The sequence below is a fragment of the Stenotrophomonas sp. YJH_SMC_133 genome, from assembly GCF_059370655.1.
In genome coordinates this window covers 263077-277051 of sequence record NZ_JCAFTW010000001.1, presented here as the reverse complement: position 1 = coordinate 277051, position 13975 = coordinate 263077, and the positions used below count along the sequence as shown (strand labels likewise).

Sequence of the window (13975 nt, the reverse complement as noted above, 5' to 3'; positions counted from 1 at the left end):
GGCGTTGGCGTGGCGGACGGCATTACCGGTCAACCTCGCCGAACACCAGGTCGTAGGTACCGATCATCGCCACCACGTCGGCCAGCATGTGGCCGCGCACGATCGAATCGATCGAGGACAGGTGGGCGAAGCCCGGCGCACGCAGGTGCACGCGGAACGGCTTGTTGGCGCCATCGGAGACCAGGTAGCAGCCGAATTCGCCCTTCGGGGCTTCCACCGCCGAGTAGGTCTCGCCGGCCGGCACGCAGTAGCCTTCGCTGAACAGCTTGAAGTGGTGGATCAGCGCTTCCATGTCGTCCTTCATGTCCTCGCGCTTGGGCGGAGCGACCTTGAAGTTCTTCACCATCACCGGGCCCGGGTTGGCCTTCAGCCACGCCACGCACTGCTTGATGATGCGGTTGGACTCGCGCATTTCGGCAACGCGGACCAGGTAGCGGTCGTAGCAGTCGCCTTCCTTGCCCAGCGGGATGTCGAAATCGACGGCATCGTACTTGGCGTACGGGCGCTTCTTGCGCAGGTCCCAGGCCACGCCCGAGCCACGCAGCATCACGCCGGTCATGCCCCACTGGTGCGCCAGTTCCGGCGTCACCACGCCGATGCCGACGGTACGCTGCTTCCAGATACGGTTGTCGGTCAGCAGGGTTTCGTATTCGTCGATGCGCTTGGGGAACTCGACGGTGAAGTTCTCCAGGAAGTCCAGCAGCGAGCCCTCGCGCGAAGCATTGAGCTGCTTCAGCGCCTTGCCCTTGTGCCAGCGCGACTCCTTGTACTTCGGCATGTGGTCCGGCAGGTCGCGGTAGACACCGCCCGGACGGTAGTACGCCGCGTGCATGCGTGCGCCGGAGACTGCTTCATAGCAATCCATCAGCTCTTCGCGCTCGCGGAAGGCGTACAGCATCACCGCCATCGCACCCAGGTCGAGCGCGTTGGAGCCCAGCCACATCAGGTGGTTGAGGATGCGGGTGATCTCGTCGTACATGGTGCGGATGTACTGCGCACGCTCCGGCGCCTCGATGCCCATCAGGGTCTCGATCGCGCGCACGTAGGCGTGCTCGTTGCACATCATCGACACGTAATCCAGTCGATCCATGTAACCGATCGACTGGTTGAACGGCTTGGACTCGGCCAGCTTTTCGGTACCACGGTGCAGCAGACCCACGTGCGGGTCGGCGCGCATGATGGTTTCACCGTCCATTTCCAGGATCAGGCGCAGCACACCGTGAGCGGCCGGATGCTGCGGGCCGAAGTTCATGGTGTAGTTGCGGATTTCCTGCCGGCTTTCGGCGGCGTTGCTGGCGAATGCTTCGCCGGCCTGGTGTACGTGGCTCACTTCACTGCCTCCTGCGCGCGCTCACCTTCTGCGGTCTGCAGACGGGCGTCGTCGCGGATCACGCGCGGCACGCCGACACGCGGCTCCACCGAGGTGACCGGTTCGTAGATCACGCGCTTCTTTTCTTCGTCGTAGCGGACTTCGACATTGCCGATCAGCGGGAAGTCCTTGCGGAACGGATGGCCGACGAAACCGTAGTCGGTCAGGATCCGGCGCAGGTCCGGGTGGCCTTCGAAGATCACGCCGTACAGGTCGAACGCTTCGCGCTCGAACCAGTTCAGGCCCGGCCAGATGCCGGTCAGCGAGGACACCACCGGCAGTGCTTCGTCAGGGGCGAAGCAGCGCAGGTGCATCATCAGGTTGTGCTGGTACGAGCGCAGCTGGGCGACCACGGCGAAACGCTGGGTCGGCATGTGCTGCGGGCGGGCACCGTCGGCACCGTTTTCCTCGGTGGGGAACTCACCCCACGCGAAACGGCCCTGGGCCTTGCCTTCGACGCCACGGCTGAAGCCCTGCGAGGACACGTCGGCGGTGTCCCATTCGTCGGAGCCATAACCCAGGTAATCGACGCCGCAGAGATCCACGGCCTGCTCGAAACCAAACTCGTCACGCAGCGCCAGGGCGGTGGCGTGCCACTCGGCGGCAGGCACTTCCAGCGTCACTTCGCCGCGGGGTTCGACCACGATGACCTTCGCACCAGCGAAACGTGCGGAGAGTCGGTCGATGAAGGATGCTTGCTCTGCCATGGGGGCTTGGCGCGCTCTTGTCAGGTGAAGGGGTCAGCGGGCGATGGTCTGTGTACGCCAGATCTTCTTCTGCAGCTGCAGGATCCCGTACACCAGCGCCTCGGCGGTCGGCGGGCAACCCGGGACGTAGACGTCCACCGGCACCACGCGATCACAGCCGCGCACGACAGAATAGGAGTAGTGGTAATAGCCGCCACCGTTGGCGCAGCTACCCATCGAGATGACCCACTTCGGGTCCGGCATCTGGTCGTAGACCTTGCGCAGCGCCGGGGCCATCTTGTTGACCAGGGTACCGGCCACGATCATCACGTCGGACTGGCGCGGCGACGGGCGGAACACCACGCCGTAGCGGTCAAGGTCCAGGCGCGCGGCGCCGGCATGCATCATCTCGACCGCGCAGCAGGCCAGACCGAAGGTCATCGGCCACATCGAGCCGGTGCGCGCCCAGTTCAGCAGTGCATCGACGCTGGTGGTGACGAAGCCCTTTTCCAGCAGCGGGTTGTCGCCTTCCGGCCGCAGGATGTCATCAACCCGGCCTTCCGGCGTGGGGTTGTTCATGAGGCCATCGAGAGTCTGAATCACTCCCATTCCAGCGCTCCCTTCTTCCAGACGTAAATGAAACCGAGGAACAGCATGCCGACGAACAGGCCCATGGTGACGAGCGAACGCGCGCCCAGCTCCATGAAGACCTGGGTCCACGGCACGATGAAGATGATTTCCAGGTCGAAGACGATGAACTGGATCGCGATCAGGTAGTAGCGCACGTCGAACTTCATGCGCGCGTCTTCGAAGGCCTCGAAGCCGCACTCGTACGGCGACAGCTTTTCCAGATCGGGGCGGCGGGGACCGAGGAATCGACCAACCAGCATCAGCGTAATGCCGATACCGGTGGCAACGATCAGAAACAGCAGAGACGGCAAATATTCGGCCAGCACAGCGATTCTCTCTTGCCTCTGCCGCTGCGCCTGCAGGCGCTTTGGCATGGGGGAGTGGACGGGAATCTACCTGGCGCCTTGCGCGCCAGGCGAACCCGCTTTACTTACAAATGGTGCCCAAGAGGGGACTCGAACCCCTACGACCTAAGTCGCTACCACCTCAAGGTAGTGCGTCTACCAATTCCGCCACCTGGGCAAACGATCACATCAGACTATCTTCCCGATGCGCCGCGTATTGTAACCGGCTTCAGTGTTTCTGGGAGCCTTCCGAAGGCTTTTCTTCACCAGAAACCGAAGATTCCGCCTGAGCCGGCACATTCGCGGCCGGAACCGGGGCGGCCGGGACCGCATCAGCCTTCGGAACGGCCGGCAATTCGCCTGCCGGAGCCGCCGGAGCGACCGCCGCCGGGGCGGACATCAAGCCCAGATCCTGGTCGGCCGCCGGACGACTGCCATGACCGGCATACCAGGCCATGAAGAGGCTGATGCCGAAGAACACGACGGCCAGCCACTTGGTCGACTTGGACAGGAAGTTCGAGGCGCCACGCGCACCGAACACCGTACCCGAGGCGCCGGCACCAAAGCCCGAACCCGCCGCCGCACCCGAGCCACGCTGCATCAGGATCAGCGCGATCATGGCCACAGCGACCAGCACGTAGACGACATTGAGGATCAACATCAGCATTGGAAACCGCCCTCGGACAATACTTCTAGGATTAGTTCGCGGCCGCCGCCCTTGCGATGGCCAGGAAGTCCGCAGCCACCAGGGAGGCGCCGCCGACCAGCCCACCATCGACATCCGGCTGCGCGAACAGTTCCCCGGCATTGTCGGGCTTCACGCTACCGCCGTAAACAATGGGCAGTGAATCAGCGATTCTAGCATCGATACGCGCGACTTCGCCACGGATGAACGCGTGCACCTGCTGTGCCTGCTCCTTGGTGGCGGTACGGCCGGTACCGATGGCCCAGACCGGCTCATAGGCGACCACAGCCTGGGCGAAACCGGCCGCGCCAACCAGCTCCAGCACCGGTGCCAGCTGGCTGGCGATGACCGCTTCGGTCTGCCCGGCCTCGCGCTGTTCCAGGGTCTCGCCCACGCACAGCACCGGCACCAGGCCGGCGTGCTGGGCGGCGGCGAACTTGCGCGCGACCAGCTCGCTGCTCTCGTGGTGGTACTGGCGGCGCTCGGAATGGCCGACCAGGCCATAGCGGGCCCCGACCTCGACCAGCATGGCCGCGCAGACCTCGCCGGTGTAGGCGCCCTTCTCGTTGCTGCTCACGTCCTGCGCGCCAAAGGCCAGGCCGCTCTCGCCGAAGTCCTCGACCAGCTCGCCCAGGTACGGCAGCGGCGGCAGGATCACCACGTCCACCCCCTCCAGCGGCAGCCCGGCAGCCACCTGCCCCAGCAGTTCATTGGCGAATTGACGGCTGCCATGCAGCTTCCAGTTTCCGGCGACGATCTTGCGGCGCATGAGCGGGTGGCTCCTGTGTGAAGTCAGCCGGTCATGATACCCGCTGCGGCAAAAATCCGTTTCCTTGTAAGCGGTTACATGGATTTTCAGCCAACGGCGCAGCCCCTCGTGGCGGGGGGCGGGTTGGTCGCGTATCACCGGTTGGATTGGTGAGATTGGCCGGGCGGGTGAGGATGCCGGGGGACGCCGTAAACCCGTCCCTGGGGGCTTGGCCGCGGCATCCATGCCGCGGACACCCCCGCCATCCCCACCCGCCCGGCCTCTGACACAGTCCGGCGGTTCCGCCCGCCACGGAAAGAAAAAAGAAGAGCAGGAGCAAAGGCAAAAGCTGCATTCCGGGTTGCTGCCGGCTGGACCAACCCCTACCCCACTTCGATCCGACAGATCTCATCCACGCAAGGCGTGGATCTACCGTGTCGACCAAGGTCGACACCCACCAACCGTCACCGGGAAACTGTCGAAGGCGGGGAGGTGTGGGTTGGCAGGACCGTTGGCGCCATGGATGGCGCCATCGAGCCCCCAGGGGTGAGGGCGCTTTGCTTGCGAAGCACCGCTTCGCAAGCGCCCGAACGCCCAGCCGCCAGCGGCTGGGCCGGCCTGGGGGTTCGCGGCGTGTCCTGCCAACCCACACCGCCCCGCCCAACACGCAGAAACCCAGAGCCGCTTTGGCTTTGGACTTGCCGGCCAGCGGCCGGCACTGCCGCGGGTGCAGGGTGCAACCCTGCAAAGACAAAGGCCGCCTTTCGGCGGCCTCACTTTTCTTTACTTCAGCTTGATCTCGCGCAGGCGCTCCTCGAGGAAGCCGTGGGCGGTGATCGGCTCCGGGTACCGGCTCGGGTTCTCCGGGGTGATGCACGAGGGCAGCACGTCGATCAGGAAATCCGGGTTCGGGTGCAGGAAGAACGGCACCGAGTAGCGCGGCTGGCGGGCCAGCTCGCCCGGGGGGTTGACCACGCGATGGATCGTCGACGGGTACACATGGTTGGTCAGGCGCTGCAGCATGTCGCCGATGTTGACCACGATGGTGTCCGCGTCCGAGGTGAACGGCACCCACTCGCCCTCATGCGACTGCACCTCCAGGCCCGCGGCGCTGGCGCCGACCAGCAGGGTGATGAAGTTGATGTCGCCATGCGCGCCGGCACGCACGTTCGGGATGTCGTCGGTGGTGATCGGCGGGTAGTGGATCGGGCGCAGGATCGAGTTGCCGAAGTTGGTCTTGTCGGCGAAGAAGTCTTCCGGCAGGCCGATGTGCAGGGCCAGCGCGGACAGCACGCGCGAACCCAGGTTGTCCAGCGCCTGGTACAGGCCGTAGCCGCGCTCACGGAAGCCCTCGACCTCGGTCGGCCACAGGTTCGGTGCCATCACATCGCGGTACTTGGAGTCGTCGGCGATTTCACGACCGATGTGCCAGAACTCCTTCAGGTCGAAGTGCTTGGAGCCCTTGGCGGTTTCCACGCCGAACGGGGTATAGCCGCGGGCGCCGCCGCTGCCGGCCACGTGGTACTTGCGCTTGACCTCTTCCGGCAGCGCGAAGAAGGCCTTGAAGGCATCGTAGGCCGCGTCGATGTCGGCCTGCGGAATGCCGTGGTTGCGGATGCCCGCGAATCCCCATTGGCGGTAGGCCGCGCCCAGCTCGGCCACGAAGGCCTCGCGGTCGCTGTCGAAACGGGTGATGTCGAGGGTGGGGATCTGGCTCACAGCAATTCCTGGCTTGTCATTGGGTCTGGGGGGCCTGCGCATTCATGGCCCGCCTGAACATTGTGACAGATCACCCGGCGGACGCTACTCGATCCTCGGAAACAAATCGATACAATGCGCGACCTGCGCACAATTTAACGAATCCATCACGTTGGCAGCGCAAGCCCCGACCGCGCCTCCCCGACCCGACGCACCATGCCCGACGCCCCAGCCGCCATCGCTCTTCCCTCTGCGGGCCCTGCCCTTCGCTGGCGCCGGCTTGCGTGGTGGTCCCTGTTCGTTCTGGGCAATGCGCTGCTGGCGACGATGATCACCCTCGGCAACGTGCCGCTGTACGACAACCCGGGCGGCCACCAGGGCCTGGCCTATCTCGCGATTGCCCTGCCCGGGCACCTGCTCGCCTTCGGCGCGCTGGCCGGCGCGCTGCCACTGCTGCTGGGCCTGTGGCCGCGCAGCGCGCGCACGCTGAACATCAGTGCGGTACTGCTGCAGGGCTTGTGGTTGTGCCTGCTGCTGGTCGACGCCAAGGTGTTCACCCTGTACCGCTTCCACCTCAATGCCATGGTCCTGAACATGGTGTTCGGCGGCGCCCTGCAGGACCAGGTTGCGTTGTCGTGGAAGACCTGGGTGCAGGTCGGCCTGCTGGTGGCGGCCATTTTCACCGCCGAGGGCATCCTGGCCTGGGCGTGCTGGAAGCTGCTGCCGGCCGCGCCCCGCCGGCGCAGGGTGCTGCAGGCCTGGGCGGTGGTCGCCCTGCTGATGGCGAGCGGCCAGGTGGCCACCGCCTACTACGACGCACGCGGCGACCGTGACGTGATTGCCCAGTGGAACTACCTGCCCTGGGCCCAGCCGATCACCGCCAAGAGCTTCATGCGCAGGCTGGGCGTGGTCAGTGAACAGCAGGTCGGCCTGCCCGATCCTCGCCATGCGCAGCTGCTGTATCCGCTGCAGCCACTGCGCTGCCAGAGCCCACAGCGGCCCAATGTACTGATGGTCGTGCTGGAATCGCTGCGCCACGATGCGCTTACTCCGCAGATCATGCCGAACACCTCGGCACTGGCGGCCTCCGCTCGTGTCTACGACCGCCATTTCAGCACGGGCAACGCCACCCGCTATGGCCTGTTCGGCCTGCTCTACGGCCTGCCGGGCGGCTACTGGCAAAGCATGCTTGACGAACAGCGCGGCTCACAGCTGTTCAAGGTGCTGGGCCAGCAGGGGTACGACCTGCATCTGTACGGCAGCGCGCCGATGTACAGCCCGGAATTCGACCGCACTGCATTTGCGGACGTCCGCGACCAGCTGCACCAGGGCCCGCCCGGCCTGGGTTCGGAAGGCCGTGACAGCAGCATCGTGGCCTCGCTTCAGAAGGACATCCGTGCAAGCCAGGCAGCGCACACGCCGTGGTTCGGCTTCGTCTTCCTCGATTCCACCCATGCGCCCTACCACATGCCCGCAGGCTACCCGCCGCTGGCGACCCCGATGGCGCAGGAAATCGACTTCCTCAGGTTCGGTCCGGACCACGACCCGGCCCCGGAACTGAACCGTTACCGGACCGCCGTGCATTACGCCGACAGCCTCGTCGGCACCCTGCTGGACGATCTGCGCGCGCAGGGCCTGGATCAGAACACCATCGTCCTGGTCACCGGCGACCACGCCGAGGAGTTCAACGACCTGAAGCTGAACTACTGGGGCCACAACGGCAACTTCTCCGACTACCAGCTGCAGGTACCGTTCGTGCTGCACTGGCCCGGCCAGGCCAGCGGCCATGAGACACGCACCAGTTCACATGAGGACTGGGTGCCGACGTTGATGCGCCACGCCCTGGGCTGCGAGAACGCACTGAGCGACTTCAGCACCGGCCAGGATCTGCTGGCCGAACCCGCAGGCGAGCGCGCACTGGTGGTGGAAAGCTGGTCACAACGCGCCGTCCGCCATGGCAATGGCATCTACGTGTTCGACAAGTTCGGCAATGCGACGGCGCTTGACCTGCATTACCGCCCGCTGCCGCGCCAGGCCCCGGATGCCGGCGCCGTCCGTACCGCATGGGAAGCGCTGACCCGCTTCCGCAACCGCTGACCACAGAGGATGGATTCCATGAAACGCTCGCTGCGGATCCTGCATACCGAAGCTGCCCGGGGAATGGGCGGCCAGGAGATCTACATCTTCCGCCACATGCAGGTGATGCGTGCGCGTGGGCACCAGGTGTCGCTGCTGTGCCAGCCCGATGCCCGCCTGGCCCAGCTCGCGCGCGACGATGGCTTCACTGTGCATACTCTGCGCATGGGCGGCCTGGCACGGCTGCTGCGCGGCATCTGGTCGGTGTCACGCCTGGTACGCCGCGAACGCTACGACGTGGTCAACACCACCAGCCGCCGCGACGCACTGATCGCCGCGGCCGGCGCACGCCTGGGCGGCACGCCACTGGTGGTGCGCTCGCGCCACCTGATGAGTCCGGTCAATTCGTTGCTGACCTATACCGGTCTTCCGCACCGGATCATCACCGTCAGCGATTTCGTCAAGCGGCTGCTGGTCGACCGCGGCATTGCCGCCGAGCACATCGGCATCGTGCCCCCCATGGCGACGCCGCCGCGCTGGGGCATGACCGAGCAGGGCGATCCCTGGGAGAACCTGCAGGCCACCCGCGCACAGGTCCGCGCCGAACTCGGTTTCGCCGAGCGCGACATCGTGGTCGGCTGCGTGGCCGTGCTGCGCGAGCCCAAGGGCCATGCCGAGCTGCTGCGCGCCATGGCGCCACTATGCAAGACCAATCCCGACCTGCACCTGGCCGTGGTCGGCGACGGCGAGCCGGTCATGGGCCGCCTGCAGGCCCTGCGCAGCGAACTCGGGCTGGAGCGCCAGGTGCACCTGCTCGGCTTCCGCAGCGACGCACACCGGCTGATGGCCGGTTTCGACATCTTCGCCCTGGCCACCCACAAGGAAGCCTCGGGGACCGTGTTCCTCGAGGCGGCGCAGGCGGCACTGCCGATCGTCTCGCATCGCGTTGGCGGCGTGCCTGAAATGCTGGTGGAAGGCAGCAATGCCATCCTCACCCGGCTGGGTGATGACGCCGCCCTCACTGGTGCGTTGCGGCTGCTGGTGGATGATCAGGAACGTCGCCGGCAGATGGGCCGCGCCGGTTGGGACTGGATCCGCAGCGCCAAGCAGTTCAGCGCGGCCGGTCACGGAGAGGCCACTGAAAACTACTACCTCCAATGGTTGAAGGAGCTGGGTCATGGCTAACGCCAGAACCGTACCGGTGCTGATGCACCACCATGTCAGCAACTCGCCGGGAATGATCACCGTATCCCCGGAGAACTTCGAGAGCCAGATCGCCTGGCTCGCACGGACCGGCTGGACCTCGCTGACGCTGGACCAGTACGCCGGCTTTCTCGCCGGGAAGCCGGTGCCGCGCAAATCGATCGTGATCACGTTCGACGACGGCTACCTGGACAACTGGGTCTACGCCCATCCGATCCTGCAGAAATACGGCATGCATGCGGTGGTCTTCGTGGTCACCGGCTGGATGCACGAAGGTCCGATCCGCCCGCATGCAGGCATCGAAGGCGCCGAGCTGCCGGCCACGCCGGAACATCGCGCCTGCGAGGACCTGATCTACAAGCAGGGCCGCAGCGACGAAGTGATGATGCGCTGGAGCGAAGCGCGTGCGGCAATCGAAGCCGGCACGTTCGAGGTCCACTGCCATACCCACAGCCACACCCGTTGGCTCAAGCGCGATGACCTGGACCGTGCGCAGCGCCGCGAAGGCATCAGCGGCGACCTGGCCATGGCGAAGCAGACGCTGCTGGAGAAGCTCGGCGAAGTCTCCGATACGCTGTGCTGGCCCTATGGTGACTTCGACGATGACTACATCGAAGTGGCACGCGAACAGGGCTTCCGCTACCTGCACACCACCCATCCCTTCGGCCGCAACGTGATTGGCGGCGATCCGGAGCGGATCTATCGCTTCGCGATCCGCAACCGGCCGGCCAGCTGGCTGCGCAAGCGCATCGCATGGAGCTACAACCCGTTGATCGCGCCGATCTTCAACGGCTTCAAGGCGCGGCAGAAGAAGATGGTGCCTGGCCCGTAGGAGGCCACGTTCATCTTGATCGCGGCAACACCCGGTTTTCGAATGGACTCAAAGGGACAGTGAAGGCAATGAACGTACTGGTGACCGGCGGTGCTGGCTACATCGGCTCGCATGCATGCGTGGAGCTGCAGCAGCAGGGGCACGGCGTGGTCATCGTGGACTCGCTGTGCAACAGCGACGCCAGCGTGGTCGAGCGCATCGGACGGATCACCGGCACGGCACCGGTGTTCGTGCAGGCTGACATCCGGGACCGGCCGCGCATGGCCGCCTTGATGCAGGAGCACGCGATCGATGCCGTACTGCACTTCGCAGCGCTCAAGTCCGTGGGCGAATCCCAGAAGATTCCACTGCAGTACTTCGACAGCAACATCAGCGGTTCGATTGCCCTGCTCGGTGCCATGCAGGATGCAGGCGTGCAGTTGCTGGTCTTCAGCTCTTCGGCAACGGTGTACGGCAACCAGGACCACTGCCCGGTGGCCGAGACCGCTTCAACCTGTGCGATGACGCCCTATGGGCGCACCAAGCTGGTGGTCGAGCAGCTGCTTGCCGACCTGGCGGCAACGGGCCAGGACCTGCATATCGCGACGCTGCGCTACTTCAACCCGGTCGGCGCCCACGCCAGCGCGCTGATCGGCGAGCTGCCGCATGGCACGCCGAGCAACCTGATGCCCTACATCGCGCAGGTCGCCGCCGGGCTGCTGCCGGAGGTCCAGGTCTTCGGGGACGACTATCCGACCCATGATGGTACCGGCGTGCGCGACTACATCCATGTGCAGGACGTTGCCAGCGCCCACGTGCTGGCCCTGCAGTTCCTTCGCGACCAGCGGCGCAGCATCACCCTCAACCTTGGCACCGGCCAGGGCCACAGCGTGCTGGAACTGATCCAGGCCTTCGAGCTCACCACCGGCGTACGGGTTCCGTTCCGCATCGTACCGCGGCGCGATGGCGACATCGCGGTCAGCTTCGCCGATGCCTCGCTGGCGCTGCGCGAGCTGGGCTGGAAGGCGCGTCACGATCTCACCGACATGTGCCGGGACACCTGGAAGTGGCAGCGGGCGATGTCACGCGCCGCACAAGGTGCAGTGCGAGAGCACCTGCCCGCGCGCTGATGCGGGCAGGACCCAGCGGTCGGAAACGCCCGTACACGACGCGTCACAAGGTGCGCAGCCGCAGCTGAACGCGATCGCGGGTCGCGCACGGTTGAGTCCCCCTCCCAGAAAAAAACATGGCCGCATACGCGGCCATGTCGGGTGCAACACGCGGGATTGCCACGCTGCTCAGGCAGCGGCTTCGCGCACCGCAGCGGACAAGCGATCGAGTGTCTCCTGCATCAGCGTGGCGTCATCGGCTTCGACGGTAACCCGCACCACCGGCTCGGTACCCGACGGGCGCAGGAACGCGCGACCGCGGCCGGCCACCGACTGCTGCGCGGCCGCCAGCGCGGCCTGCACACTGTCGGCCTGCACCGTGGCCTTGGCCGAGACATTGCCCAACCGCACGTTGACCGTTTTCTGCGGCACCCGCTCCAAACCCTTCAGCGCCTGGCGCAGGGTCTGGCCGCCGTTGCGCAGTGCCACCAGTACCTGCAGGGCACTGACAATACCGTCGCCGGTGGTCGCCCGGTCCAGGCACAGCAGGTGGCCCGAGGCCTCACCGCCAAGCACGCCCCCGCCTTCGACCAGCGCCTGGTGCACGTATCGATCACCAACGTTGCTGCGCACGAACGGGATCTGCAGATCGGCGAAAGCTTTCTCCACGCCGTAGTTGCTCATCAGCGTGCCGACCACCGGGCCGCGCAGGCGGCCTTCGTCCTTCCAGGCGCGGGCCAGGATGTACAGCAGGTCGTCACCGTCGACCGGGTTGCCCTGGTCGTCGGCCATCAGCACACGGTCGCCATCACCATCGAAGGCGATGCCGAGATCGGCACGGGTCTCGCGGACTTTGGCCGCCAGGTTGTCGATATGGGTGGAACCCACGCCTGCGTTGATGTTGACGCCATTGGGCTCGGCACCGATGCCGATCACCTCGGCGCCCAGTTCGCGGAACAGCAGCGGTGCGATCTGGTAGGTGGCACCGTGCGCGCAATCCAGCACCAGGCGCACGCCACGCAGGTCGAACGCGCGCGGCACGCTGGCCTTGCAGAACTCGATGTAGCGGCCGACCGCTTCGCGCGCGCGCGACGCCTTGCCCAGCTTCTCCGATTCGGCGGTGGTGAACGGAACGTCCAGCGCCGCTTCCAGGGCCAGTTCGGTGGCGTCGTCGAGCTTCTCGCCCTGGGCGGAGAAGAACTTGATGCCGTTGTCGTAATGCGGGTTGTGCGAAGCGCTGATGACGATGCCGGCGTCCACGCCCAGCGTGCGGGTCAGGAACGCCACCGCCGGGGTCGGCATCGGCCCCAGCAGCTGTACGTCGGCGCCGGCAGCGACCAGGCCGGCCTCCAGCGCCGCTTCGAACATGTAGCCGGAAATGCGGGTGTCCTTGCCGATCACCACGATCGGCCGGCGCCCGTCCTGGCCGCGCTGGGCGACCAGGACACGGCCCAGGGCGTTGCCCAGGCGCAGCACGAAGTCGGCCGAGATCACGCCTTGGCCGACCCGCCCACGGATGCCGTCAGTACCGAAGTACTTGCGGCCTCCCATCAAGCCACCTCCGGGGCCGGCTGACGGCCCAGCATTGCCAGCAGATCGGACAGGCGGTCGCGCATCTCGCGGCGGTCACAGATCTGGTCAATGGCACCGTGCTCCAGCAGGAACTCCGAACGCTGGAAGCCTTCCGGCAGCTTCTCGCGCACGGTCTGCTCGATCACGCGCGGACCCGCAAAGCCGATCAGCGCCTGCGGCTCGGCGATGTTGATGTCGCCCAGCATCGCGAACGAGGCCGACACGCCACCGGTGGTCGGGTGGGTCAGCACCGAGATGTACGGCAGGCCCGCTTCACGCAGCTTGCCCAGTGCGGCCGAGGTCTTGGCCATCTGCATCAGCGAGAACAGGCCTTCCTGCATGCGCGCGCCGCCACTCTGCGAGAAGCACACGTAGGGGGCACCGATCTCGACTGCGGTTTCGGCGGCCAGCGCGAAACGCTCACCCACCACCGAGCCCATCGAGCCGCCCATGAAGGCGAAGTCGAACGACGAGGCCACCAGTGCACGGCCCTTGAGCAGACCGCGCATGGCGATCAGCGCGTCGTACTCACCCGTGTTCTTCTGCGCGATCTTGATGCGCTCGCTGTACTTCTTCTGGTCCTTGAACTTGAGCAGGTCGGTCGGCCCCAGGCGCGCACCGATCTCGGTGGTGCTGTCGGCGTCGAACAGGGCGGCCAGGCGCGCACGCGCGCGGATCGCCATGTGGTGGCCGCACTTCGGGCAGACCTCCAGGTTCTCTTCCAGTTCCGGACGGTACAACGCGCTGCCGCAGTTGCTGCACTTTTCCCACAGGCCCTCGGGGACACTGCGCTTCTTGCTGGGGGTGTTGTCGGTGCGGATGCCGGACGGCATCAACTTGCTGAGCCAACTCATGCGGGAGGACACTTCCGTTCAGGGCGGCCCGAGGGCCGCAAAGGCGGACAGTCTAGCTCCGCTTTCCCTGCCCGTGCACCCCCTTGCTGGCCACGGGGCCACTGGAAAAAACCATGCTGGAACGTACGTTTAGTTGCTGGGTCATGCCGGCCGCTGGCCGGCAGCCCCTACGTGCAGACCCATGGGTAGT

13 protein-coding genes and 1 tRNA gene are annotated in these 13975 nt (G+C 65.9%); 4 read left to right on the top strand and 10 right to left on the bottom strand.

All coding sequences use genetic code 11. The features are described 5' to 3' along the window. Positions 1-22: 22 nt before the first annotated feature. The 8 genes from AC5P78_RS01200 to AC5P78_RS01165 all read right to left on the bottom strand — a co-directional run bounded on the left by AC5P78_RS01200 (position 23) and on the right by AC5P78_RS01165 (position 6223). On the bottom strand, positions 23-1330 hold the full coding sequence (locus AC5P78_RS01200; protein WP_014037950.1) for an NADH-quinone oxidoreductase subunit D: 1308 nt from the start codon (positions 1328-1330) through the stop codon (positions 23-25). Next, the gene (locus AC5P78_RS01195) at positions 1327-2076 is read right to left on the bottom strand and encodes an NADH-quinone oxidoreductase subunit C (protein WP_005410462.1); all 750 of its coding nucleotides are present in this window, start codon (positions 2074-2076) and stop codon (positions 1327-1329) included. The genes AC5P78_RS01200 and AC5P78_RS01195 overlap by 4 nt, the downstream gene beginning before the upstream one ends. A gap of 33 nt (positions 2077-2109) precedes the next feature. Beyond that, complete coding sequence (locus AC5P78_RS01190) at positions 2110-2664, bottom strand: NuoB/complex I 20 kDa subunit family protein (protein WP_005410463.1); 555 nt, start codon at positions 2662-2664, stop codon at positions 2110-2112. Continuing rightward, positions 2655-3011: an NADH-quinone oxidoreductase subunit A gene (locus AC5P78_RS01185; protein ID WP_005414075.1), complete on the bottom strand. Its 357-nt coding sequence runs from the start codon at positions 3009-3011 to the stop codon at positions 2655-2657. Before AC5P78_RS01185 ends, AC5P78_RS01190 begins: the two co-directional genes overlap by 10 nt. A gap of 111 nt (positions 3012-3122) precedes the next feature. After that, positions 3123-3207 (bottom strand) — tRNA-Leu (locus tag AC5P78_RS01180). 51 nt (positions 3208-3258) lie between these two features. Beyond that, positions 3259-3696 carry a preprotein translocase subunit SecG gene (gene secG, locus AC5P78_RS01175; protein ID WP_005410465.1) on the bottom strand — a complete coding sequence of 146 codons (438 nt, stop codon included), beginning with the start codon at positions 3694-3696 and terminating at the stop codon, positions 3259-3261. Between the two features lie 31 nt (positions 3697-3727). Further along, on the bottom strand, positions 3728-4483 hold the full coding sequence (gene tpiA, locus AC5P78_RS01170; RefSeq protein WP_111198051.1) for a triose-phosphate isomerase: 756 nt from the start codon (positions 4481-4483) through the stop codon (positions 3728-3730). Between the two features lie 762 nt (positions 4484-5245). Then, a complete protein-coding gene (locus AC5P78_RS01165) occupies positions 5246-6223 on the bottom strand; it encodes an isopenicillin N synthase family dioxygenase (RefSeq protein ID WP_005410467.1) in 978 nt (325 codons plus the stop codon). A 153-nt stretch (positions 6224-6376) separates the two neighbouring features. On the opposite strand from AC5P78_RS01165, the gene AC5P78_RS01160 reads away from it, so the two are divergent. The 4 genes from AC5P78_RS01160 to galE all read left to right on the top strand — a co-directional run bounded on the left by AC5P78_RS01160 (position 6377) and on the right by galE (position 11380). Next, positions 6377-8257 carry a DUF3413 domain-containing protein gene (locus AC5P78_RS01160; protein ID WP_012480882.1) on the top strand — a complete coding sequence of 627 codons (1881 nt, stop codon included), beginning with the start codon at positions 6377-6379 and terminating at the stop codon, positions 8255-8257. A gap of 18 nt (positions 8258-8275) precedes the next feature. Next, complete coding sequence (locus tag AC5P78_RS01155) at positions 8276-9421, top strand: glycosyltransferase family 4 protein (RefSeq protein WP_005410469.1); 1146 nt, start codon at positions 8276-8278, stop codon at positions 9419-9421. After that, the gene (locus AC5P78_RS01150; RefSeq protein ID WP_005410470.1) at positions 9414-10271 is read left to right on the top strand and encodes a polysaccharide deacetylase family protein; all 858 of its coding nucleotides are present in this window, start codon (positions 9414-9416) and stop codon (positions 10269-10271) included. The genes AC5P78_RS01155 and AC5P78_RS01150 overlap by 8 nt, the downstream gene beginning before the upstream one ends. 68 nt (positions 10272-10339) lie before the next feature. Then, positions 10340-11380 (top strand): UDP-glucose 4-epimerase GalE, encoded by a 1041-nt coding sequence (galE, locus tag AC5P78_RS01145; protein ID WP_012480884.1) that lies wholly within the window; start codon positions 10340-10342, stop codon positions 11378-11380. Between the two features lie 168 nt (positions 11381-11548). On the opposite strand, the gene glmM is transcribed toward galE, so the two are convergent. Next, on the bottom strand, positions 11549-12910 hold the full coding sequence (gene glmM / locus AC5P78_RS01140) for a phosphoglucosamine mutase (RefSeq protein ID WP_012480885.1): 1362 nt from the start codon (positions 12908-12910) through the stop codon (positions 11549-11551). After that, the gene (gene accD, locus AC5P78_RS01135) at positions 12910-13785 is read right to left on the bottom strand and encodes an acetyl-CoA carboxylase, carboxyltransferase subunit beta (RefSeq protein WP_005410473.1); all 876 of its coding nucleotides are present in this window, start codon (positions 13783-13785) and stop codon (positions 12910-12912) included. Before accD ends, glmM begins: the two co-directional genes overlap by 1 nt. Positions 13786-13975 lie beyond the last annotated feature (190 nt).

Bases quoted from the DNA above. Each gene is read 5' to 3' on its own strand.
- AC5P78_RS01195 (WP_005410462.1), bottom strand. From the start codon at position 2,076: ATGGCAGAGCAAGCATCCTTCATCGACCGACTCTCCGCACGTTTCGCT.
- AC5P78_RS01190 (WP_005410463.1), bottom strand. From the start codon at position 2,664: ATGGGAGTGATTCAGACTCTCGATGGCCTCATGAACAACCCCACGCCG.
- secG (WP_005410465.1), bottom strand. From the start codon at position 3,696: ATGCTGATGTTGATCCTCAATGTCGTCTACGTGCTGGTCGCTGTGGCC.
- tpiA (WP_111198051.1), bottom strand. From the start codon at position 4,483: ATGCGCCGCAAGATCGTCGCCGGAAACTGGAAGCTGCATGGCAGCCGT.
- AC5P78_RS01165 (WP_005410467.1), bottom strand. From the start codon at position 6,223: ATGCGCAGGCCCCCCAGACCCAATGACAAGCCAGGAATTGCTGTGAGC.
- AC5P78_RS01160 (WP_012480882.1), top strand. From the start codon at position 6,377: ATGCCCGACGCCCCAGCCGCCATCGCTCTTCCCTCTGCGGGCCCTGCC.
- AC5P78_RS01155 (WP_005410469.1), top strand. From the start codon at position 8,276: ATGAAACGCTCGCTGCGGATCCTGCATACCGAAGCTGCCCGGGGAATG.
- AC5P78_RS01150 (WP_005410470.1), top strand. From the start codon at position 9,414: ATGGCTAACGCCAGAACCGTACCGGTGCTGATGCACCACCATGTCAGC.
- galE (WP_012480884.1), top strand. From the start codon at position 10,340: ATGAACGTACTGGTGACCGGCGGTGCTGGCTACATCGGCTCGCATGCA.
- glmM (WP_012480885.1), bottom strand. From the start codon at position 12,910: ATGGGAGGCCGCAAGTACTTCGGTACTGACGGCATCCGTGGGCGGGTC.
- accD (WP_005410473.1), bottom strand. From the start codon at position 13,785: ATGAGTTGGCTCAGCAAGTTGATGCCGTCCGGCATCCGCACCGACAAC.